The 20,459-nt window shown below is 40.6% G+C and carries 20 protein-coding genes; 7 read left to right on the top strand and 13 right to left on the bottom strand.

What is annotated here, in order from left to right; genetic code table 11:
- Positions 1–3: 3 nt before the first annotated feature.
- Entirely contained in the window at positions 4–1,023 is a 1,020-nt protein-coding gene (locus tag PCIT_RS18530) for a S41 family peptidase (RefSeq protein WP_010365753.1), read from the bottom strand.
- Positions 1,024–1,155: 132 nt separating this feature from the next.
- Entirely contained in the window at positions 1,156–1,743 is a 588-nt protein-coding gene (locus PCIT_RS18525; protein ID WP_010365751.1) for a GNAT family N-acetyltransferase, read from the bottom strand.
- A gap of 162 nt (positions 1,744–1,905) precedes the next feature.
- Between PCIT_RS18525 and PCIT_RS18520 the strand changes: the two genes are divergently transcribed.
- Positions 1,906–2,913 (top strand): tetratricopeptide repeat protein, encoded by a 1,008-nt coding sequence (locus PCIT_RS18520; RefSeq protein ID WP_010365749.1) that lies wholly within the window; start codon positions 1,906–1,908, stop codon positions 2,911–2,913.
- Positions 2,914–3,150: 237 nt separating this feature from the next.
- On the opposite strand, the gene PCIT_RS18515 is transcribed toward PCIT_RS18520, so the two are convergent.
- Positions 3,151–5,187, bottom strand: coding sequence for an alpha-amylase (locus tag PCIT_RS18515; RefSeq protein ID WP_010365747.1), 2,037 nt, complete (start codon positions 5,185–5,187; stop codon positions 3,151–3,153).
- A 102-nt stretch (positions 5,188–5,289) separates the two neighbouring features.
- Complete coding sequence (locus PCIT_RS18510) at positions 5,290–5,631, bottom strand: winged helix-turn-helix transcriptional regulator (RefSeq protein WP_010365745.1); 342 nt, start codon at positions 5,629–5,631, stop codon at positions 5,290–5,292.
- Positions 5,632–5,750: 119 nt separating this feature from the next.
- Between PCIT_RS18510 and PCIT_RS18505 the strand changes: the two genes are divergently transcribed.
- The 3 genes from PCIT_RS18505 to PCIT_RS18495 all read left to right on the top strand — a co-directional run bounded on the left by PCIT_RS18505 (position 5,751) and on the right by PCIT_RS18495 (position 8,788).
- Positions 5,751–6,515 (top strand): SDR family NAD(P)-dependent oxidoreductase, encoded by a 765-nt coding sequence (locus PCIT_RS18505; RefSeq protein ID WP_010365743.1) that lies wholly within the window; start codon positions 5,751–5,753, stop codon positions 6,513–6,515.
- Between the two features lie 8 nt (positions 6,516–6,523).
- Complete coding sequence (locus PCIT_RS18500) at positions 6,524–7,192, top strand: cupin domain-containing protein (RefSeq protein ID WP_010365741.1); 669 nt, start codon at positions 6,524–6,526, stop codon at positions 7,190–7,192.
- Between the two features lie 687 nt (positions 7,193–7,879).
- Positions 7,880–8,788, top strand: a complete 909-nt coding sequence (locus PCIT_RS18495) for a histone deacetylase family protein (RefSeq protein WP_010365739.1) — start codon at positions 7,880–7,882, stop codon at positions 8,786–8,788.
- A gap of 48 nt (positions 8,789–8,836) precedes the next feature.
- Here PCIT_RS18495 and PCIT_RS18490 read toward each other — a convergent pair whose 3' ends face one another.
- Positions 8,837–9,556 carry a substrate-binding periplasmic protein gene (locus tag PCIT_RS18490; protein ID WP_010365738.1) on the bottom strand — a complete coding sequence of 240 codons (720 nt, stop codon included), beginning with the start codon at positions 9,554–9,556 and terminating at the stop codon, positions 8,837–8,839.
- 147 nt (positions 9,557–9,703) lie between these two features.
- Here PCIT_RS18490 and PCIT_RS18485 point away from each other — a divergent pair, with 147 nt between their 5' ends.
- Positions 9,704–10,567: a TPR end-of-group domain-containing protein gene (locus PCIT_RS18485; RefSeq protein ID WP_010365735.1), complete on the top strand. Its 864-nt coding sequence runs from the start codon at positions 9,704–9,706 to the stop codon at positions 10,565–10,567.
- A 101-nt stretch (positions 10,568–10,668) separates the two neighbouring features.
- Here the strand turns inward: PCIT_RS18485 and PCIT_RS18480 are convergent, their stop codons facing one another.
- The 6 genes from PCIT_RS18480 to PCIT_RS18455 form a co-directional block, all read right to left on the bottom strand.
- Positions 10,669–10,992 carry a hypothetical protein gene (locus tag PCIT_RS18480; RefSeq protein WP_040696094.1) on the bottom strand — a complete coding sequence of 108 codons (324 nt, stop codon included), beginning with the start codon at positions 10,990–10,992 and terminating at the stop codon, positions 10,669–10,671.
- A 19-nt stretch (positions 10,993–11,011) separates the two neighbouring features.
- On the bottom strand, positions 11,012–11,470 hold the full coding sequence (locus PCIT_RS18475; RefSeq protein ID WP_010365732.1) for a nuclear transport factor 2 family protein: 459 nt from the start codon (positions 11,468–11,470) through the stop codon (positions 11,012–11,014).
- Between the two features lie 60 nt (positions 11,471–11,530).
- Positions 11,531–12,271 (bottom strand): ferredoxin--NADP reductase, encoded by a 741-nt coding sequence (locus PCIT_RS18470; protein WP_010365730.1) that lies wholly within the window; start codon positions 12,269–12,271, stop codon positions 11,531–11,533.
- A 57-nt stretch (positions 12,272–12,328) separates the two neighbouring features.
- A complete protein-coding gene (locus tag PCIT_RS18465; protein WP_010365728.1) occupies positions 12,329–13,312 on the bottom strand; it encodes a tetratricopeptide repeat protein in 984 nt (327 codons plus the stop codon).
- A gap of 420 nt (positions 13,313–13,732) precedes the next feature.
- Positions 13,733–14,434, bottom strand: coding sequence for a purine-nucleoside phosphorylase (deoD, locus tag PCIT_RS18460; protein WP_010365727.1), 702 nt, complete (start codon positions 14,432–14,434; stop codon positions 13,733–13,735).
- A gap of 15 nt (positions 14,435–14,449) precedes the next feature.
- Complete coding sequence (locus tag PCIT_RS18455; RefSeq protein WP_010365724.1) at positions 14,450–15,664, bottom strand: phosphopentomutase; 1,215 nt, start codon at positions 15,662–15,664, stop codon at positions 14,450–14,452.
- 304 nt (positions 15,665–15,968) lie between these two features.
- Between PCIT_RS18455 and udk the strand changes: the two genes are divergently transcribed.
- Both udk and PCIT_RS18445 read left to right on the top strand, forming a co-directional pair.
- Entirely contained in the window at positions 15,969–16,598 is a 630-nt protein-coding gene (gene udk, locus PCIT_RS18450) for a uridine kinase (RefSeq protein ID WP_010365722.1), read from the top strand.
- Positions 16,599–16,614: 16 nt separating this feature from the next.
- The gene (locus tag PCIT_RS18445) at positions 16,615–17,838 is read left to right on the top strand and encodes a NupC/NupG family nucleoside CNT transporter (RefSeq protein ID WP_010365720.1); all 1,224 of its coding nucleotides are present in this window, start codon (positions 16,615–16,617) and stop codon (positions 17,836–17,838) included.
- A 121-nt stretch (positions 17,839–17,959) separates the two neighbouring features.
- Here the strand turns inward: PCIT_RS18445 and PCIT_RS18440 are convergent, their stop codons facing one another.
- Positions 17,960–18,850, bottom strand: coding sequence for a DMT family transporter (locus PCIT_RS18440; RefSeq protein WP_010365718.1), 891 nt, complete (start codon positions 18,848–18,850; stop codon positions 17,960–17,962).
- A 377-nt stretch (positions 18,851–19,227) separates the two neighbouring features.
- Positions 19,228–20,436: an RsmB/NOP family class I SAM-dependent RNA methyltransferase gene (locus PCIT_RS18435; RefSeq protein ID WP_010365716.1), complete on the bottom strand. Its 1,209-nt coding sequence runs from the start codon at positions 20,434–20,436 to the stop codon at positions 19,228–19,230.
- Positions 20,437–20,459 lie beyond the last annotated feature (23 nt).

The following is a 20,459-nucleotide window of genomic DNA, read 5'->3' as shown; positions in this document are numbered from 1 at the left end:
CCTTTATTTAAGTATCGTATTTACATCGCTTAACGCTGATTTTATATCATTCAAATCATGAATATTGGTTTTAGTCTTTGCTAACTCTTGCAATGCCATTTGGTGCGCATACGATAATGCTTGACTCGCGGGGATGGTATGATGAGGCTTAACACCTACGCCTTCCCAATTAGTCTCAGTAATGGGGTTGATGGCCATAGATACCGGCATAGAAACACGTACATTATTAGTAAGATTTACAAAACGCCAGGGGTTCGCTCCCCCTTTGGTTTTTTCGCCTATGACAGTTGCTCTGTGTAAATGTTTAAAGTTATATGTGAACTCTTCAGCCGCAGAGAACGTGGCGTTACTGGTTAATACATAAATCGGTAATGTAGCACGTTTTTTACCAGCGATTGGCACCGTCCAGTACTCGCTCGTTTTGCCCGTATCGCGCGAGTAAAAACTATTTAAATGAGTGCGCTTATCTAAAAAGTAACTACTAATAAGCTGAACCATCGCCGCATCACCGCCACCGTTTTCTCGTAAGTCAATGATCAAACTATCAACACCGTCTAACAGTGTCATAAGCGCTTGTACTTTTTGTTTACTCTGCTCTGTCACATTAGAAAAACCCCAAAAAGCTAATACCCCCACATTGCCAGGCAATATCTCAACGTGATTGAATCCAAAGTTTTTACGTTCCAATTGCGCAAACCAAGACTCATTAGGTTTTGCTACGCCGCCTTTTTTACGCGGCTGTGATGTAATCTTCGATACACTTAAGTGCTTATCAAATTCAGTCAGCGTTTCATTTAATATGGGTAATAGCGCCGAAACATCTTTCGCCTGTGTGAACGCCTGTGAGTTTTCAAATTGAGACAAACCGTCAATAATTTTAGGGATGCTATTTTGCATGACATATAATTGGGTGATCTGTTGCTTTAACGTGTGGAGTAGTTGTCGTTTTTCGGCTTCGCTTGCGCTCGCGTGTGTTGCTAAAAAAGATGATAATAAAACAAGTGATAGTAGCGTCGTTTTCATTCAATTCTCTATATAGTAATCCTTAACTTTATGAATAGACTTTATATATGTCGGCAAGTTCCCGTTATGTGTTCAATAAATTATCTGTTTGAACACATTTTAAAAAGGGCCTAACCTAAATGCTCATCCGTATTACGCATGCTCATGTAACTTATATTCAAGGTTATTACGGACCGCAGGCCACTCACTGGCAATGATTGAGTACACCGCAGTATCTCGCAAGGAGCCATCTTTCATAATTTGATGTGAACGTAATATACCATCTAATTTTGCCCCTAAACGTTCTATCGCAGTTCTTGAGGTATGATTAAAAAAGTGTGTTTTAAATTCCACAGCAATGGCTGAATGGTGTTCGAACACGTTCTGTAGCAGTAATAATTTAGACTCTGTATTTATGGGGCTACGGCGCACTGAGTTTGCATACCAAGTATAGCCAATAGCGGCACGTTTATTGGTTCCATCTACATTATAATAACGAGTGGTTCCAACTACCGTATTGGTCCGCTTATCAATCACCGCATAAGCGACCTCTCCCAGATGAGCTTGCTCAATCGCGTGCTCCACATAAGTCACGATCTCATCAGGTGCTGGCACATTAGCATACCAAAGGCGCCAATACTTTCCATCAGTGACGGCAACCTGTAATGCACTAATATGTTGCATTCCGAGCGGCTCTAATTTTACATACTTACCATCCAATGCTTGGTTTTCTATCCACATAATCTATACTCTATTCAGAAGTTTATCTAAAATTACACTGTATATTATCAAATTTTTTAAAGTCGCTTTAAGATATGTTTAATAAAAATATAGTTGTGATGTTTATTAACTAATGCACAATAGAATAAAGTCGAGTTTTATTGGGAGTATTTAGCGTTGTTCATGCCATCGTTGTATTTTATAGCTGTTTTGACCACCGCTGCCGCATTCCCAGATGCTGATGCACTCAATAAAAATGCTAAAGCTGACCCACATTATCTATTTGAACAATTTCAAAAGTATAAACACTTACCCGTCACCGTTGGTGCGTTCGAGCTACACACCAACATTTTTAGTACCTCAGTCAAAATAAACCACCCGAAAACAGCTATATCTTCTGGGCTATTTCTCAGTGATCAACGCTGGGCAAAATTATCTCGTAATAGAGAAGCCAAAATATTGAATGGCTTAGGTATTTTATATAGGAAGAATCATGCATACCACGAAGCAATTACAGCATATAAATGTGCAATCAACTATGTAAATGATAACCACAAAGAACATACACGGCTGTTGTTAAATATGTATTCGTCGCAGCGCAAACTCGGGTTATATGATGACGCTGCGGACTCACTTGAACAAGCACAGCGTATTGCCACCAGCGAGAAAGACAAACGCCGGATACAGCAAAAAAAAGCAACACTCAATTTAGAAACAGGAAAACACGAACTCGCGCAACGTCAATTTATCAAATTGTTTAGAGACGATAGCTTAAAAGGCACTTCTGAAAACTCAGTAAAGTCGGGGCTAAACTTATTAGACAGCCTCGTTTTACAAGGAAAATATAAGCAGTTTTGGCGTTATCACAACTCTGTGAAACAAAGCATCTTCGACCTAAAAGTCGAGAATTTTCATTACCTGTATCATTACTTAATAATGGAAGCCGTGGTAAAAGCAAAAATGCTACCCAGCCAAGTTCAATTTGTGAGAGTGGCTTATGCATTAGAACGAAGTTCATTTTTATACACATATGGCCTTGAAGACTCATTAAGAAAGTATTTAGAAATTATTGATGTACCTTGGGTAACACGTCATGTAAGCCCATTTATGGATCAAAATATACGTCCAAACCAAACTAAAGTTGTGCCGAGTTTACTCTTGGATCAGTTGTGTCAAAGCGAGGGCGAATAATCTTTTATCGGTAAAAAGCGACTTCGCTCTATGATGCTTGCAGCAAATGTTTGAGCAACCCCACATTACACAGTTAACGGTTTTATTTATCAATTAGTAAGACCTTATGAAAAATCGGCCATCTCATATGCCTCAATTATACAATTAGATTGCTAACCAAATTTGCTCGTAGTCTACTCTGCTTGAGTGACCGATATTTAGTATCATATCTCGATCACTCAAAACCTTGCTAAGTCTTTAAAAGTTCTCGTACCTTGCTGAACTTTTACCAAACTCAAATATGTTAATTTTACCGCACTGTGCAAAGTGATTATTACTCGGGTAAGGCGTTTGTGCTTGGTTAATGTCACCTTCCCATCCTTGGCCATTTTTGATGAATGCTTTTACCTCAAACCAGCCATTTACAGCTTGCTCACAGTCAAGTTGTACATCTAACATCCAGTAATGCGCGCCAAAAGTATTTAAAGGACTAACGCCAAAGCCATCTTTGGCGACTGTACGCTCAGCACCCCAACTACGTGGCCAGTCATTTGTCGTCCAATCAAGAGGAGTCCCCTGTGCACCGGCCCCTTGCTCTACCTCAGCACCGCTCCAATCTAAGTAGCTGTCCCCTGCTTTCCAGCTTTTCGTCGTGGGATTATTAAGGTTATTGTGTGTCATACTCAGCGCGCAAGCAAACGGGTCGACGTCACAGTCTCTGCCCAACTCACGCGCATAATTATGATCAATTCCCCCTCGAATAAACATATCTTGCCCTGATGAGGTGTTTGCTTGAATGAATATGACAGTTCGCTGCTTAGTAGCAGGTGCCTGATCCTGTTCTAATTTAGTCTGGCGATGAACAGCCAATGCACTCATAGGCTCCACTGTGATCTCAGCTAAACCATTCTCACCTATTCGCAATTGCTCACCCGTACAATGAGACTTATCATCACTGAGTTTGCCCGTTAACGTATCGCAATAAACACCTGGCTCAAGGCCTGTTTGCAAAGCTGCTCGTAACGTATCGCTTTCTCGATTAATCACGACAAAGCCTTCACTCCCGCGAGAAAAAGCAATTTGGTTAGCACCATTATCCCACCAATTATTCACCCGCCAAGCACCCACGGTGTTATTCCTAAACGCCACAGCTCCTGCAATATAGGGGTTTCGATGCTCGCACTGCCACTGCTGCGCCGTGCAATTTAGTTGCCCATTATGATGAACTGGGACATTAGGTGCCCCCGCATCAGTATCACCATTAAACTCAAAACTCGACATCACTTTCGGATAGCCATATGGAAAAGCAAGCATAAACACATTGGCTAAATCATACAGTCGACCATCGGCATATGTTACAACATTACCCGCGCCTCCATGCCCTCTTTGATTGTCGTGGTTATCGATAAATACCACCGCTTTATCGCTTGGCATCAGGCCCCATGGCTCCCCAAAATTACTTAGCCATGCCAACTTACCATTTTTGAACGTCTCTCCAAGCTTAGTGGTATATTTGAACTCCGTGACCAAACCATTATTAAAGTATTCACTCGCGCCGACAGCCTCAAAACCTTGGTCAATAACTTCTTGAAATACCAGAGGAGTACCTGCTACATTCGCTAAGATAGAGGCAATATCAGATGCCGGCATATGCTTACTCGCATCTAACCTAAACCCAGCAACCCCCACATCAACTAAATGACTTAAATACCCTGACAATTGAGATTGTACATATGTTGAGTCCGTATCAAGGTCGGCTAAGCCCACTAACTCACAATGCTGTACGCGCCATGCATTATTGCCGTAGTCTGAACCGTTAATTGCACAGGTGCTATGAAAATCTTGCTCACTGTACATGGGGAAATTCTTGTAAGAAAACGTTGATCCTGCAACGCCCTGCCCGCTTCCTGCTGCCATGTGATTGATCACCGCATCAACATAAATATCAACACCTGCCTGTTTACAACGCTGTACCATGTCTTTGAATTGTTGAGCATTACCTCCTCTGCTTTGTAATTGATAACTGACAGGTTGATAGCGCGTCCACCACGTATCGCCCACAATATGTTCATTAGGCGGTGAGACCTGTACTGCAGCATACCCATTGGGCCCTAAGAATGTCTCACACTCATGGGCGATGTCAGGCCAAGACCACTCAAATAAGTGCACAAATGTTGTCGGTTGGGCAGCGACAGTGCCCGAAAGATTCATTAGTGTTGCACCACTAACAAGTAAACACTTTGCCGCGCTTGATCGAATATTACGAGATAATCGTGTTGTGAATAATGTTGTCATAATTGGCTCTTTTGTTGTCGAAAGTTTATTTACAAACCGATAACAATGTAGAGCATGATTTATTTATATCCTATTGAATACGTATGCAATAGGATATGTGCACTATTTTGATTTATTAATTTCTTCCTGTAACTGAGTTAACGAGTCGAGTATCGGCAACAACTTATAACCCAGTTCGGTAATGATGTATTCAACACGAGGCGGGATCTCGGGATAACTCATTTTTTTTAACAGGCCAAACTCAATATTACGCTTGAGGCACTGATTTAATACTTTGGTAGATAACCCTTCTGTAGCCCGGACCATTTCTCCCGGGCGATTAATCCCTTGTACCAATAATTGATAGACCGTCAAAGACCATTTACAGCCCACAATGGTCTCAACCATTCGTGCTGATTGCGCGGGTCCAATAATTCGTTCAATTTTTTTATCTTTATTTATCATAAATATATACCAGTAGGTACCTACCTAACCAAATTGTGCTTACTTTTTATAACTCGCTCTAAACCGTATTCTAGCGTTGAAACAGCGCGGTTGTCGCGTTTAATTAATCAGGAGTTATTATGTTACTTTCTCATTCAGGATACGCTATGGTCGTTGGTGGAAGCAGTGGTATTGGCCTTGCTACTGCTAAGCAACTCATTGAATATAACGTACCCGTCGTCATAATTGGTAAAGACCCCGTAAAACTAAAGAATGCCATTGCCCAGTTAGACTCCTCATTGGTGCAAGGAATACAGGCTGACCTTTACAAAGACACTGACAGGCAACGCATCGAAAATTATATAACTTCAAAAACAGAGGCTATATCGTATCTGGTGAACGCCGCTGGCTATTTTAGCCCGAAGCCTTTTACAGAGCATTCTTTTGACGATTATGAACAATACATGGCACTCAATAAAAGTCTATTTTTCATAACGCAAGCAGCAGTCAAACGCATGAAACAAGTTCAACAAGGAGTAATCGTTAACATCGGATCAATGTGGGCCCATCAAGCGATTAAAGCCACCCCATCTTCTGCCTACTCAATGGCAAAAGCGGGGTTGCATGCTTTAACACAACATCTGGCTATGGAACTCGCCGAACATAACATTCGCGTGAATGCGGTCGCACCTGCGGTTGTTAATACACCAATCTATAATCACTTTATTGAGCCAGCAGAAGTAGCCGATGCACTGGCAAGCTTTGACCAATTACACCCATTGGGCCGTATTGGTACACCAAACGATGTTGCACACAGTATTATTTACTTACTCAGTGAACAAAGCAGCTGGGTAACAGGCACCATACTCAATGTGGATGGTGGTGTAATGGCTGGCAGAAATTAGGTAACACCATGACTTCAACAATACAAAAATTAAATGTCGATTTTGCACAGCGTGTACAAATTGATACACCGGCTCAGCCTTGGTTGCCTAGCCCACTCAATGGTGTTGAGCGTAAACCACTAGCAAGGGAAGGTGCAGAGTCAGGCCATGCAACCAGCATTGTTCGATACGCACCCGGGGCGTCTTTCTCAGAGCACACACATCCTCTAGGGGAAGAAATACTGGTACTGGAAGGCACTTTCTCTGACGAACAGGGTGACTACCCTGCAGGCAGTTATATTCGAAATCCGCCAGGTAGTAAACATGCCCCTTTTAGCGATACTGGCTGTACACTTTTTGTTAAGCTCAATCAATTCTCAAGTTCAGACTCGCAGGCTGTGCGCATTAACACCCACAGCGCAAAGTGGTTAGCAGGGCAAGGGGGTCTGCACGTTATGCCACTGCATTCTTTTGGCACGGAGCACACGGCGTTAGTTAAGTGGCCAAAAGGAGAAACTTTCGTGCCACATCGCCATTATGGTGGTGAAGAAATTTTGGTATTAAGTGGTGTATTTAAAGATGAATATGGTCACTATCCACAAGGCACATGGTTGCGCAGCCCGCACTTAAGTACACATCACCCTTTTGTCGATGACAACACCATAATTTTGGTTAAAACGGGTCATTTACCTGAATAGTACTGACTTGAATAGTACTGACTTGAATAGTACTTACCTGAGTAGTACTACTTAGGTCATACACTTATTCTAGTGCCCTTGCCTCTAGGCATGTTACGTTCCATTTTCTAGTAATTAGGGGCTATACAAATACACGTCTTGAACACCAGCACTGCGCTATAACGTTAGCGCAGTGAAAAGGTTCATTGAGCAAGTAAGCTTAGATAACTCTAAACTGGCTACTTTGTTGTTCAACTGTTCATAACTAAGGTCAACTGCCAGCCACCATGATCCCTATCTGCCTATTATCTATGTATTTATGTATTTATGTAGTAAGAAATAATAGAGTTATATCTTATTGTAGCCTCGTGCAACACATCAAAAAAAGTTACTATATAACCTCAGTTTTGGATAAGGGTTTTGGAATAGAAAATGTTTTGAAAACAAACTTAACTACAATCCAATGATGATATTTTGTTCAATATCAAGGCGCTTTCATTTGTAATAGCGAGCTATTACAAATGAAAGCAACGCCGAGAGTGAGAAAAATAGCTTTATTGGACAAATTCGCTTATCCAGAGCTGAGGTTACATAGCTAAGATCGCACACTGTACCCTGCCATCTATTATTTAATCTCCATCCATGATCATTTTGCTAATCTGATTAGTACTGATCAAAATAAAAATAACGGCCTTTAATACATAAATCATGACTATAAATCCAAATTTACCACTCGTTTATCATCCAAACTACTCATTTAGTTTCGACCCAAAACATCGTTTTGTTATGAGTAAATTTGCCAACTTATATCACTATGTACAACAACAGGGTCTGATCACCAATAACCTATATCAGCCTGAGCTCGGTGCGCCTAGCCACTTAGAATTAGTACACTGTGAATCCTACCTATGGGATCTTTGGCACAATCAGCTGTCTGATAAAGTAATGCGTAGAATTGGCTTACCTTGGTCAGAAGCGCTCATGGCAAGAACTTTCACCGCACCGCTTGGTACTTTAAAAACAGCAGAACTGGCATTAGAGCATGGCATAGCATGCCATTTAGCAGGCGGTACACATCACGCACATTATGATTTTGGCTCAGGCTTTTGCATGGTGAATGATCTCGCTTTTACTGCAACCACGCTCGTTAAAAATAAGAAAGTAAATAACGTGCTAATCTTCGATTTAGATGTACATCAAGGCGATGGCACAGCGGCAATGTTAAAGCATGATCCCTACGTTTTCACCTGTTCTGTGCACTGTGAGAAGAACTTTCCTTTTCGTAAACACGACAGTGATTTAGATATTGGGCTGGCAAATAATTTATCCGACACCCGATATTTAGACATCGTAAAAAATACCTTAGAGGGGCTAATTTCAGATCTTAACCCAGACCTAGTACTCTATGATGCTGGCGTAGATGTATGGGAGCACGATGGACTCGGTAAACTTGATATTACTTGGCAAGGTCTGGAAAAGCGCGATGCTTTAGTACTTAGTACCTGCCAAAATGCAGGGATCCCCGTTGCAACCGTAATTGGTGGTGGTTATGACAGAGACCATAAAAGGCTAGCTCAAAGGCATGCGATTGTGGTTGAACAAGCAGCTCTTCTGTAAAGTAGACTCTATAACGGCTAACAGTAACAGCCCTCTACTGATGCACAACTAAGGCCCTACGTAACGTAAATTATGTCGTTTTAAAGCAGCTCGTACTTTTTCAACTAAGTCCCTATCCGTATTGTGACTAAAAGCGACACACGCTTTGTTATTATTGGTATTAGTGACCTCTAGTGCAATTTCAATTTTATTAAATGGCACATCAAGTGCTTTTAAGCTCTCAAAAGCGGTGTACTCTGTGGTCATTATCAAGTCTGTGTAACCTGCTAAAAGCTTCCTTGGACTCGAACTAGGATCTGCGGTGATATCTATATTAGTGCCATTTTCAAAGCCATTTTTTATTAAAAATTCATTTGATACACTGCCTCGTACCACTGACACCAAGTATTGTTTAGCATCATCTAAGGACGTTAAACTAATGTCTTTTCTAGTTTTTAATTTAAATAAGTATTCTTTGACGGGCTGTAATAACGGACAGGCCCATTGAAATAGTTTTTCGCGTTCAGGTGTGCGGTATATTGAATAAATCATGGTGTTACGATCCGTTTGTGCTAACTTCATGGATCTTGCCCACGGGTAGCTTTGAATATCGTAGCTTATACCTGCGTCTGCTAATACTTCACGGATTTTTTTTGTTGCCCGACCATCAATTTCACCATCATTATTAGTAAAATTATAAGGCACCCACTCCTCTGTCACCACTTGTAATTGCGGTTCATCAGCATGCGTAAAAAAACAACAAAGCCCAATAAGTAATGTTACTCGCATTAGTCCTACACCTGTACTCGCACATTATGAATTATGAGCTGTAATACACGTTAAAGCAAAATCAAAAGACAGTTTTACAATATCCTTTACATTTTACCTCTATCTGTAGCACCATGCATTCATTCAGTTTTTCGGGTATTTGCAATTATGAAACACATACTATTTCTTGTTACACTTTTATTATTTAATTATAGTGCGTTAGCGCAACAAACTACAGATTCAAATACCACTGATGTATACACTGTTGAACATGTTAAAAGCCCACTTTACCAACCCCTCATTGAGCGCTATATACTTGATGAGTTAAAAGCTGTTCGTCAAGACCAACAACAGCTACGTGAAGATGTGACTAAACAAGTAACCCATACCCAGCTCGACGCAGCTGACCGTGCACTGACTTATACTACTGATACTGTTAATAATATTTTATTTATTATCACTGCAACAGCCTCCATCTTAATGCTGGTAGGATGGAACTCTCTAAGGGATATAAAAAGTAAGGTAGAAGACATAGTTAATCGTCGTGTGGGAGATATTACCGATGAATACGAACAACGTTTGCAAGTACTTGAATCTAAATTAAAAGAACGTTCAGAAGAAATATTAAATAACCATAAAAAAATCACTATAACCAATGAGGTCCATTCATTATGGATGCGGGCAAATCTTGAAAGTGATATGAACTCTAAAATAGAGATATATGATGAAATACTCAAACGTAAACCAGATGAAGTAGAGGCTATCGCCTATAAAGCGGATGCACTCTTGGAACTTGGTCAAACTGGCATTGCAATTCAGCTGTGTAATCAAGCCATCGAGTTAGACAATGATTATGGCTATGCATTTTGGCAAAGAGCTTGTGCATTCGCCATGCTGCATCAGCATACTGATGCATTAGCTGACATCCGTATGGCACTTGAGTACGCACCGCACCTGAAGAACGAATTATTAAATGAAGCGGCATTTACGAGCTTGCACGATAACGAAGGTTTTAAAGATTTAAGTACATAGCCATTCTATGCACGTGCATTTCTCAGCTAGTAAGCGGTTATTACTTTTGGTAGCAGTAGTCTATCACTGGTAAGCTCTAATCAAACTTTACGCATGCATATTTAAAGTCGGTTTAAATATGCATCGATAGCATGTGAAAGCAACTCGTCGATCTGTTCTTCAAAATCACTCTTTTCTTTATCAAACTTGTCTAAAAAGGCGATAACCTGTGTATCTGAAAGGTTTTTATTACCAACAGTATACTCTCTTTCTGGTAAAGCTTTATCGTATCGTGGCACAAAACCAAACTGAGCATAAACAGGCGCTTTTATTTTCTTTTGAGCAAATTCACAAAAGCCCTCAACAAAATCAATACCGGTTGGCCCTAAGCATCCAGGTTCAACCCGATACAACAAGTGTAATCTCTTATCTTGACTCATAAAAATGTGCCTAATCTTTAAAAGGTTATCTGAAAAATACGACTTTACGTATTTTTCCATCCTCAATCTGGTAACTTGTTACAAACTCAGAATATTTATCAACGGTATTTTTATCCTTAAAGCACACCTGCGATGACTCATGATCAATAACAATATTCCCATGTGTAATGCGCTTTAATGACGTTGATTTTAAACACTTTGTTTTCTTAAACATTAGTCCATAGCGTTCAATCAACTTCTTTTTTCCAGTAAACATCAACGTCTGTGGATACATATAAAACTCGACATCCTCAGCGTATAATGCAAGAAATGCTTCAATATCTCTTTTATTGTAGGCCAAGATCAATTCATCAACAACTTGCGAAGCCAGTCGTTCTTGTTCTGTCGTCACCACATCGGTTGGGTTAACGGCATTTTCTAACGCGGGGTTTGCACTGCATAAAAAAGACGTAAAAATAACAGCAACGAAAATAATATATTTCATGATAACCAAGTAGGGTACAAATTCACGTTAACATAACAGACATATAGTTAATTTTAAAGCTCACCAGTACTGTTCGACGGTTATATGGCCAGATCCCACTCTTCTATGTCGAGTAAAGCCTTGTGCCAATAAAAGCTGCGTTGTGTCTTTAACCATTTCGGGGTTACCGCAAATCATAAAGTGACTATTGTCGGGGAATTGGGTCATTTTACAATGTGCTTGTAAGCTGCCTGAATCAATTAACTCTGTAACACGGCCTCGTAATCCATGTTCGGGGTCTTCTCTTGTTACGAGCGGTATATAAGTAAACTGCTTGAAAAGCGCGGCCGTGGCATGAATACTATCCTGATACGTTAAATCTGTATTATATCTCACTCCATGGACTAAAATAACACGCTCGAACTGCCCCCAAATCTTACCTTCCGCTAAAATAGACAAAAAGGGCCCAATGGCAGTCCCAGTGCTGAACATCCACAATACATCCGCTTTAGGCACCTCATTTAACGTAAAAAAACCATGAGCATCAGCTTCCACATCAACGCTATCCCCTATATCTAAGGTTGCTAAGTGCGACGATAACCGCCCGTCAGGCACTTCTATTAAGTAAAATTCAAGCAAAGGGTCTTGCGGTGCATTAACAAATGAGTAAGCCCTCGCCACCCGCTTTCCATCAATGTTCAGCGCCAGTTTGGTAAATTGGCCTGCTATAAACGGCTTTACATCCGCCGCTACTTTTATACTAAACAGGCTAGGTGTCCACCAGTTAAACTCTACAATTTTACCCGTAACCCACTGTGCCATAATGCTACTCGCATCTTTATTGTGATACTTTTAACCATGGCAGAAATGCGAATAAAGTCAAAGCTGTTCACACCAAGGTTTGCCAAGCTTTTCAGGCAATTTGTAAGCGCTAAATTTCACTGTTTTATTCTCTGGATATAAATCCTCGGCCTCTATATGCTTTAACTGGGCGACCATAGAATCACCAAAGCCTAGCTCTACAAATGTCACAACATGTTCCTTAAGCCATTGTTGATGCACCGCATTAAGGCTCCCTGCCTTATAGGAATAAGCCATAATATCTAACCATTCTAAATAAGCTAATAACTGGGGGTAATATTCACGCGCTTTGCTATCAAGACCTTGTCGATACTGCTCAAATATTTTTAGTTCATTTGCAGCCAATGCCACACTTAATATATTGCCTGTTACGCCAACTTCTGCACTACGATTATCTAAGTTCAAATATAGCTTGTGAGCACGCTCAAAACTTACGAGCGCTTCTTTAAAGTACCCAATCGACTGCTTTATGTTACCGCGTACAACCCAGTACCCTGCTTTGACGCGCTCTGATAACTTATCAATATCCACACTTTCAAGTAGTTGAAAAGCCAACGCAGGCTGATCTAATAAGCGAAAAACAATCGCCTGATTGACTTTCAACTGTGCGAGTTCAATATTGTTCGTCGCAGATGAGAAAGCACACTGATAATGTTTTTTTGCCTGTTCAAGTTGCCCATTTACTCGATAAGCAACCCCCACCTTAGACAATATTTGTAATCTTTCTTGATCAAAATAAACTCTGAGTTTTTCGGAAAAAATTTCATCAAGTATATTTAAAAACACAGGCCACTCTTTAGCCCTAGCTGCGGCAGAGAGCGCATGATAGTGCAACATCGCAACTTGCTTTGTATTATAGCTGTGGTAACGCTTAACTAAGATAGGGTATTCAATCAAAGCTTTCTTTGGATTATTAACTGACAACCCTTTGAAATCACTTAACTCAGCAATTGATATAGGCAACATTAACCAAGAAGATAACACCAAAAAAGAAACCGACATGCCTACCACTCTGAATTTTTAGTGATAAGACAATAATAGACACGAATGAACAGAAAATGAATAAAACAACGACACGTGATAGTAAAAGAGCAAAATAAGTAACACACGAAACATTAGAATGTAGTGCTGTATGCATAAAAGCATTAAGTGTATTTTAGGTATTTACCCCAATCCTCAACTTAAAATTTAGCGTACAAATAACGACTTCTCTTAATCATTATTTATATTAGTAATTGCTACTAACCTTAAGAAAGTATCCCAATTTTCAGTATACTCTATACATTTAAAGTAAAAAAAAACCGCACTAGGTGCGGTTTTTTGGGTGTGATTCGCTTTGTTTTAGGCGTGTCTCCAAAACTCTGCGATTACGTTACCAAGGAACTGGTTTGTTTACCGAATCATTTCAGTAAACATAAATTTTTAAATTGATTCTAATGCAATTTTTACCATTTCATTAAAGGTGCTTTGACGTTCTTCAGCAGGCGTCGCTTCACCTGTAATAACATGGTCACTAACGGTAAACAAAGCCATAGCTTTAGCACCGTATTCAGCGGCTACGCCATACATACCAGCAGTTTCCATATCGACTGCCATAATGCCAAGCTTATCTAGCTCTTTATAAAACGTATCATCCGCTTGATAAAACGTATCCGTCGTAAATACGTTACCTACTTTTGCTTCAATACCAAGTTTACGCGCAGAATTGATGCCATTTTCAAGTAACCCAAAATCAGCTATTGCTGCAAAATCATAGCCACGTACACGTGCACGATTTACATTCGAATCTGTGCTTGCACCTTGTGCAAATATGACATCACGTATTTTGATATCTTGGCTAATTCCACCACAAGTACCGATACGAATAAGGTTCTTAACGCCATAGCTCACAATAAGTTCACGAGCATAAATAGACATCGATGGGATCCCCATACCAGAGCCCATGATGCTCACAGGTTTACCATTATATGTCCCTGTAAAACCAAACATGTTACGTACACCAGTTACCTGGCGTGCATCTTCTAAAAAATGCTCTGCAATATATTTAGCGCGTAGTGGATCACCAGGCATTAATACCGTTTCAGCAAAATCACCACTGTTTGCGTTAATATGAGGAGTGCTCATCACCTATTTCCTTCTTTATGCTTTGTTAAGTGAAGTAATAAACCCTTCACCATACTCAAGCGCAGATAAATTAAACCACTGGGCAAGGGTTTGACCTATGTCTGCAAAACTTTGTCTTTCTCCCAAGGGAGTATTTTTCATACCCGGTGTATATGCCAATACAGGCACGTACTCTCGGGTATGATCGGTACCGGGTGCTGTCGGGTCACAACCATGATCCGCAGTTATGATAAGCAGATCATCAACACCGAGTTTACCTAGTATAGTTGGCAAATAGTCATCAAACTGCTTAAGTGCCTCAGCATAACCAACGGGCTTACGTCTATGACCAAATTTCTCATCGAAATCGACCAAATTAGTAAAGATCAAACTATGATCAGGTGCTTCATCCATCACCTCTGATGTTTTATCTAGTAAATTCATCAGCCCAGGTGCTTTATGCTTTTGTGTAATACCTTGATGAGCATAAATATCCGCTATTTTGCCAATACTTATAACTTCACCACCATCAGCAGCTAACTTATCCAATAATGTTGGTGCTGGTGGTAACACAGAATAATCCCTACGATTACCTGTACGAATAAAGTCGGCACTCGAAGTGCCTATAAACGGCCGCGCAATCACTCGTCCTATATTCATTTCATCAAGCAGTGCCCGTGCGATGTCACATACTTGATAAAGTTTGTCAAGGCCAAATGACTGCTCATGAGCAGCTATTTGAAAAACGCTATCAACTGAGGTGTAACAAATTGGCATGCCAGTATTTACATGCTCCTCACCCAGTTGCTCTAAAATAGTTGTTCCTGAAGCGTAACAATTACCCAGAATCCCGGGAATATTTGCGCGCTTACATAGTTCATCAATAAAATCTTGTGGGAAACACGGTGTCGTGTTCGGAAAATAGCCCCACTCGAATAAAACAGGTACACCTGCCATTTCCCAGTGGCCAGATGGTGTATCTTTACCGCTAGAAAGCTCTTTGGCGTAACCCCAAGCAGCTTCAGGTGCTTGACGTTGTGAAACGCTGCATACTTCTTTTCCTGCTGCTTCACAGGCATCTACTAATCCGAGCCTAGTCAAATTAGGTAAAGGAAGTGCATTACCAGTCTCTGTTTTATACGCTTGTAAAAGGTGAGCAAGTGTATTGGAACCTACATCGCCAAACTTTTCTGCATCCGGTGCAGCACCCACGCCCAGGCTATCTGCCATTAGTATGATTGCTCTTGCCATAAATCACCTCTTTAATAAACTATCTGAGTTTTGTATTTTGCGTAATTAATCCTGTAACGCTCTCAGAGATTGCTACTTTATTGTTGCACTGCAATAATTTACAGGACATAAGTCCGCTGTCATAAAAGCATAACAAAAATCATCAACTGCGGGGAATACCTTGTTTTGTCTCACAGGACAAAAGTCCTGTTTTGTCGGCGTCAAAGTCGCTAAATTTGCAACCTAAGCGAAGCAAAAGAGATTAATCGTGTCTTTTTTGCTATTGTGATCTTCCAACGTTAACGACAGCTGGGTGTGAACTTTAGTGACACGAACAATTATAGCTATTGCTGGGGCGTCTGCTTCTGGCAAATCTCTCTTTACACAAACAATTTATAATGAGCTAGTAAATGAGCTTGAAACAGGTGCTATTGCCATTATAGAAGAGGATGCTTATTACAAAGATCAATCGCATCTTCCGTTTGAACATAGAACGCAAACAAATTATGACCATCCGGATGCGTTTGAACATGATTTACTACGACAGCATTTAGAACAGTTAAGGCAAGGTCAAACAGTTGAAGTGCCTACCTACGATTATGCTCAACACACACGTAGTAGCGAAACGCGTACAGTAATACCTGCAAAAATTTTAATTATTGAAGGTATATTACTGCTTAGCGATTCAGCACTTAGTGAAGAATTCGATATCAAGGTGTTCATTGATACACCACTAGATATCTGTTTACTGCGCCGAATGCAACGAGATATCGAGCAGCGCGGTAGAAGCTTACCGTCAGTGGTTGAACAATACCAAGCAACGGTAAGACCTATGTTTTATCAGTTTATTGAGCCATCAAAGCACAATGCTGACTTGGTAGTAACCCGTGGCGGTATGAATCGCGTTGCGATTGATATAATTAAAAGTAAAATAAAATATTTACTGCAAGAATAAAACGGGACTTTCTGGCATGACAACAATAATGAGCTTAGTCGGCATGTTTATGCTACTAAGCGTAGCATATGGTTTTTCAACAGACCGTAGTGCTATAAATAAAAGAACGGTTAGTATTGCATTTGCAATGCAAGTACTTATCGGCGGCTTTATTCTGTTTGTAGAAGCAGGCAAAAACGTACTAGCCAGTATATCTGCAGGTGTATCGGCAGTCATTGGTTACGCTAACGATGGCATTGGCTTTTTATTCGGCTCGTTGGCTGATAAAGAAGCATTGGGCTTTATATTTGCAGTGCAAGTACTGCCAGTGATTGTTTTCTTCTCCGCTTTAGTCGCTGTGTTATATCACATTGGCATTATGGAGTGGATGATTAAGATACTTGGTGGTGGGATGCAAAAATTGCTGAAGACATCACGTCCAGAGTCACTATCAGCAACAGCAAACATTTTTGTTGGCCAAACTGAAGCGCCACTGATTGTAAAGCCATTTATACCAACAATGACCAAATCTGAATTGTTTGCAGTGATGGTTGGTGGCTTAGCAACCGTAGCAGGATCGGTTATGGCTGGCTATGTAGCGATAGGTGTTGAGTTAAAATATTTGATTGCAGCAAGCTTTATGGCGGCACCAGGTGGTTTCTTAATGGCAAAAATGATAGTGCCAGAAACTGAAACTCCTAAAGAAAACTTAGCCGATGTTAGTGCAAATGATGAAAAGCCAGTCAATGTTATTGATGCAGCTGCAGGCGGCGCATCAAGCGGGATGCACCTTGCCCTGAATGTTGGTGCAATGCTACTCGCATTCGTTGCATTAATTGCTTTATTAAATGGCCTGTTAGGCAATATCGGTGGCTTGTTTGACCACCCAACACTGACATTACAAGAGATTTTGGGTTACATCTTTGCGCCAGTAGCTTGGCTGATTGGTGTACCTTGGCACGAGGCGGTTACCGCAGGTAGCTTTATCGGCCAAAAATTGGTAGTTAACGAATTTGTTGCTTACCTAGATTTTATGAATTATCGAGATACGTTAAGTGAACACACACAAGCGATTGTCACATTTGCGTTATGTGGATTTGCTAACTTATCATCGATTGCTATCTTACTAGGCGGACTTGGCGGTATGGCGCCGAGTCGAAGAAAGGATATCGCACGCTTAGGGCTCAGGGCGGTTTTAGCAGGGTCAATGGCTAACCTAATGAGCGCCGCAATTGCAGGGTTTTTCCTCTCGCTAGCTTAGAAACTTAACGAGATAAACTGACACAGTTGCAAAACAATTGGTTGATAGCCTTAAGGGGTTAAGGCTATCACACTAACTTGAACGATACTTCACCAAAGGGCCGTAAGGCCCTTTTATCGTTTTAATCACTTGCATATTTACCCTGTAAGTTCTGCCATGCTTGACTAAACATGCCCGTCACAAACCCAACACCAGTAAGTATCAATATACCGCCTACCACAGTATAGCGAGTCAGGATCTCGCCAAGTACTAAATATCCCCATAACATACCAAATAATGGGATCAAGAATGTCACAGATAACGCTGATTGTGCGCCCATGGTCGCTATCAATTTAAAATACAAAATATAGGCCGCACCAGTACAAACGACACCGAGTAATAGTACTGGCCATAAGGTATCTGCATTAAAGGTTACATCATATGGAAATAGTAACAGCAAAGGAAAAATGAGTATCACTGAGCCCCATAGACTGCCATGAGCATTGTTTAAAGTACCACAGTCAGGCGCTAATTTAGTGTAATGTGAAGCAATAGCATAACTCAACGTCGCACCAAGTGTTGCACATATGGCACCAGCCGAATACCCCGTTGACACATCGATATCAGCCCAAACAAGAGTGATCACACCTAACAAGCCCAATAAGCACCCTAGTATTCTTACCTTACCCATTTTATCTTTAAAATAAATGGCACCGATCAGCACCCCCCAAAATGGGGCTGTTGAATTTAAAATCGCTAACAGTGATGCGTTTAATGTTTGAGCTGCGTAAGCAAATAATAAAAAAGGCAATGCTGAATTAAAGCAGCCCAAAATCAAATAATGTTTTTTATAATGCCACAACTGCGGCTGCTGTTTTAAGAGACCTCCAACAACACACAGAAATAGCGCTCCGAGCAAAACGCGTAACTCCATCAATAAAATTGGTCCGAGATCTGTCACCAATATGCGTATAAATAAAAATGATCCACCCCAAATTGCTGCCAGCAATAATAAGCCAAGAATACTTTTCATGGGAAACTCCAAAAATCACGTGGTACCCACATTGTCATGGATAATGACTTAGTTCGCGCCATAACTGGAAGTAACTATCAAAACACACACAAATAAATACTTATAACTGATATGATTGATAACACTTAAGAACTGAAAGCATACTTAATAAGTCGTTAATATTACTCATGAGCTGCTATTGAATGCGCCGATGCGTATGAGCCGAGATCTACTGTGCTCTATAATTGAGGAAGTTGAGAGAGTTGAGTATGCACTGTGGATATTCGCCCATCCTCAGCCGGAAAAGAGGTTATAAGCCGCTATTATGAATAGCAGCTTGTAATGTATGCTCTACTACGATAGTGAATGGTTATTAACCTCGAGCAAGCAATGGTCAGTTAAACGGGTAAACGCTCAAGCACCGCGATATAAAAGCCATCATAGTCAGAGCTATAACCCGGTAATAAACTTTGCGCTTCTAACAATTTAAAGTGCTCATTCACAGCTAAAAATTGTGCTATTTGTTGCTCATTTTCACTTGGTAATACAGAGCAAGTTGCGTAAACCAAGCGACCCCCTGGCTTACACATCTGACTGTAGCGCTGTAATATTTCTGCCTGTAAGATAACCAGGTTATCAATACTCTCATTATTCAAATGCCATTTAGCATCTGGGTTGCGCCTTAAAACTCCAGTACCAGAGCAAGGCACATCTAATAAAACACGATCAAATTTGTCTTTTAAGCGCTTAACTGTTTTGCTATTTTTAATCACACGGGTTTCTAACGTATGAATACCCGCTCGTTTAGCACGCTTTTTCAATGTATCTAGCTTATGTTGGTGGATATCCATCGACAACACATAACCCTTATTTTGCATTAGCGCCGCGATATGAAGGCTTTTTCCACCGGCACCTGCACATGCATCAACAACACGTTGCCCAGGTTTTACATCTAATAATGTGGCCACTTTTTGTGAACCCGCATCTTGCATTTCAAACCAGCCATTTTGAAATGCATCGCTTTTAAATAAAGGGCCATATTGTGTTATCTCAAGGGCGTCACTATCTGCAATTTGCTGTGTTTCAATATTTAGCTTTCTTAAAGATTTTTGTAATGCCGCAACATCAGTTTTTAATGTATTCGTTCGCAAGTAAGTTTTTGCAGGCTGATTAAGCGCATGTGCCACATTTGGCCACTTATCAGCAAGCTCGTTTAACCCTCTCTCCCATAACCAATCGGGATAAGAGAGCTTTTGTGCATCACTGGCCATTGATAAGTTACTATTTAACACTTCCAATGATAGCCCTTCAAATTCAGACCAACTTGGCATCGGTTTTTCACCAAGCAGTAATGTCATGGCCCCCCAAAGTTGCCATGCATATGTCTGTGCATCACGACTACGCATATCGCCCAAAGCCGTCTCTAATTTACGATGAAACCGCAGCACATTATAAACATCTGTAACATAACACTCTTTACGCTTTAGATCCCAATATGGATACTCTGAAAGCGTATGCTCTATCACTTTATCTGCGTATTGCTGCTGAGAAAAAACTTGCATTAAAGTAGTAACAATCGCTTCTACAGCTTGACGTTCAACGTGCACAGAAAACCCTTAACTCAAATTAA

The organism is Pseudoalteromonas citrea (genome assembly GCF_000238375.3).
Classification (GTDB): Bacteria; Pseudomonadota; Gammaproteobacteria; order Enterobacterales; family Alteromonadaceae; genus Pseudoalteromonas; species Pseudoalteromonas citrea.
This window is presented reverse-complemented; position numbering and strand designations above follow the sequence as displayed.

Coding starts and splice junctions, on each gene's coding strand:
- PCIT_RS18525 (WP_010365751.1), bottom strand. CDS start 1,743: ATGTGGATAGAAAACCAAGCATTGGATGGTAAGTATGTAAAATTAGAG.
- PCIT_RS18505 (WP_010365743.1), top strand. CDS start 5,751: ATGTTACTTTCTCATTCAGGATACGCTATGGTCGTTGGTGGAAGCAGT.
- PCIT_RS18490 (WP_010365738.1), bottom strand. CDS start 9,556: ATGCGAGTAACATTACTTATTGGGCTTTGTTGTTTTTTTACGCATGCT.
- PCIT_RS18515 (WP_010365747.1), bottom strand. CDS start 5,187: ATGACAACATTATTCACAACACGATTATCTCGTAATATTCGATCAAGC.
- PCIT_RS18475 (WP_010365732.1), bottom strand. CDS start 11,470: ATGAAATATATTATTTTCGTTGCTGTTATTTTTACGTCTTTTTTATGC.
- PCIT_RS18495 (WP_010365739.1), top strand. CDS start 7,880: ATGACTATAAATCCAAATTTACCACTCGTTTATCATCCAAACTACTCA.
- deoD (WP_010365727.1), bottom strand. CDS start 14,434: ATGAGCACTCCTCATATTAACGCAAACAGTGGTGATTTTGCTGAAACG.
- PCIT_RS18455 (WP_010365724.1), bottom strand. CDS start 15,664: ATGGCAAGAGCAATCATACTAATGGCAGATAGCCTGGGCGTGGGTGCT.
- PCIT_RS18440 (WP_010365718.1), bottom strand. CDS start 18,850: ATGAAAAGTATTCTTGGCTTATTATTGCTGGCAGCAATTTGGGGTGGA.
- PCIT_RS18485 (WP_010365735.1), top strand. CDS start 9,704: ATGAAACACATACTATTTCTTGTTACACTTTTATTATTTAATTATAGT.
- PCIT_RS18445 (WP_010365720.1), top strand. CDS start 16,615: ATGACAACAATAATGAGCTTAGTCGGCATGTTTATGCTACTAAGCGTA.
- PCIT_RS18465 (WP_010365728.1), bottom strand. CDS start 13,312: ATGTCGGTTTCTTTTTTGGTGTTATCTTCTTGGTTAATGTTGCCTATA.
- PCIT_RS18500 (WP_010365741.1), top strand. CDS start 6,524: ATGACTTCAACAATACAAAAATTAAATGTCGATTTTGCACAGCGTGTA.
- PCIT_RS18530 (WP_010365753.1), bottom strand. CDS start 1,023: ATGAAAACGACGCTACTATCACTTGTTTTATTATCATCTTTTTTAGCA.
- PCIT_RS18520 (WP_010365749.1), top strand. CDS start 1,906: ATGCCATCGTTGTATTTTATAGCTGTTTTGACCACCGCTGCCGCATTC.
- PCIT_RS18510 (WP_010365745.1), bottom strand. CDS start 5,631: ATGATAAATAAAGATAAAAAAATTGAACGAATTATTGGACCCGCGCAA.
- PCIT_RS18470 (WP_010365730.1), bottom strand. CDS start 12,271: ATGGCACAGTGGGTTACGGGTAAAATTGTAGAGTTTAACTGGTGGACA.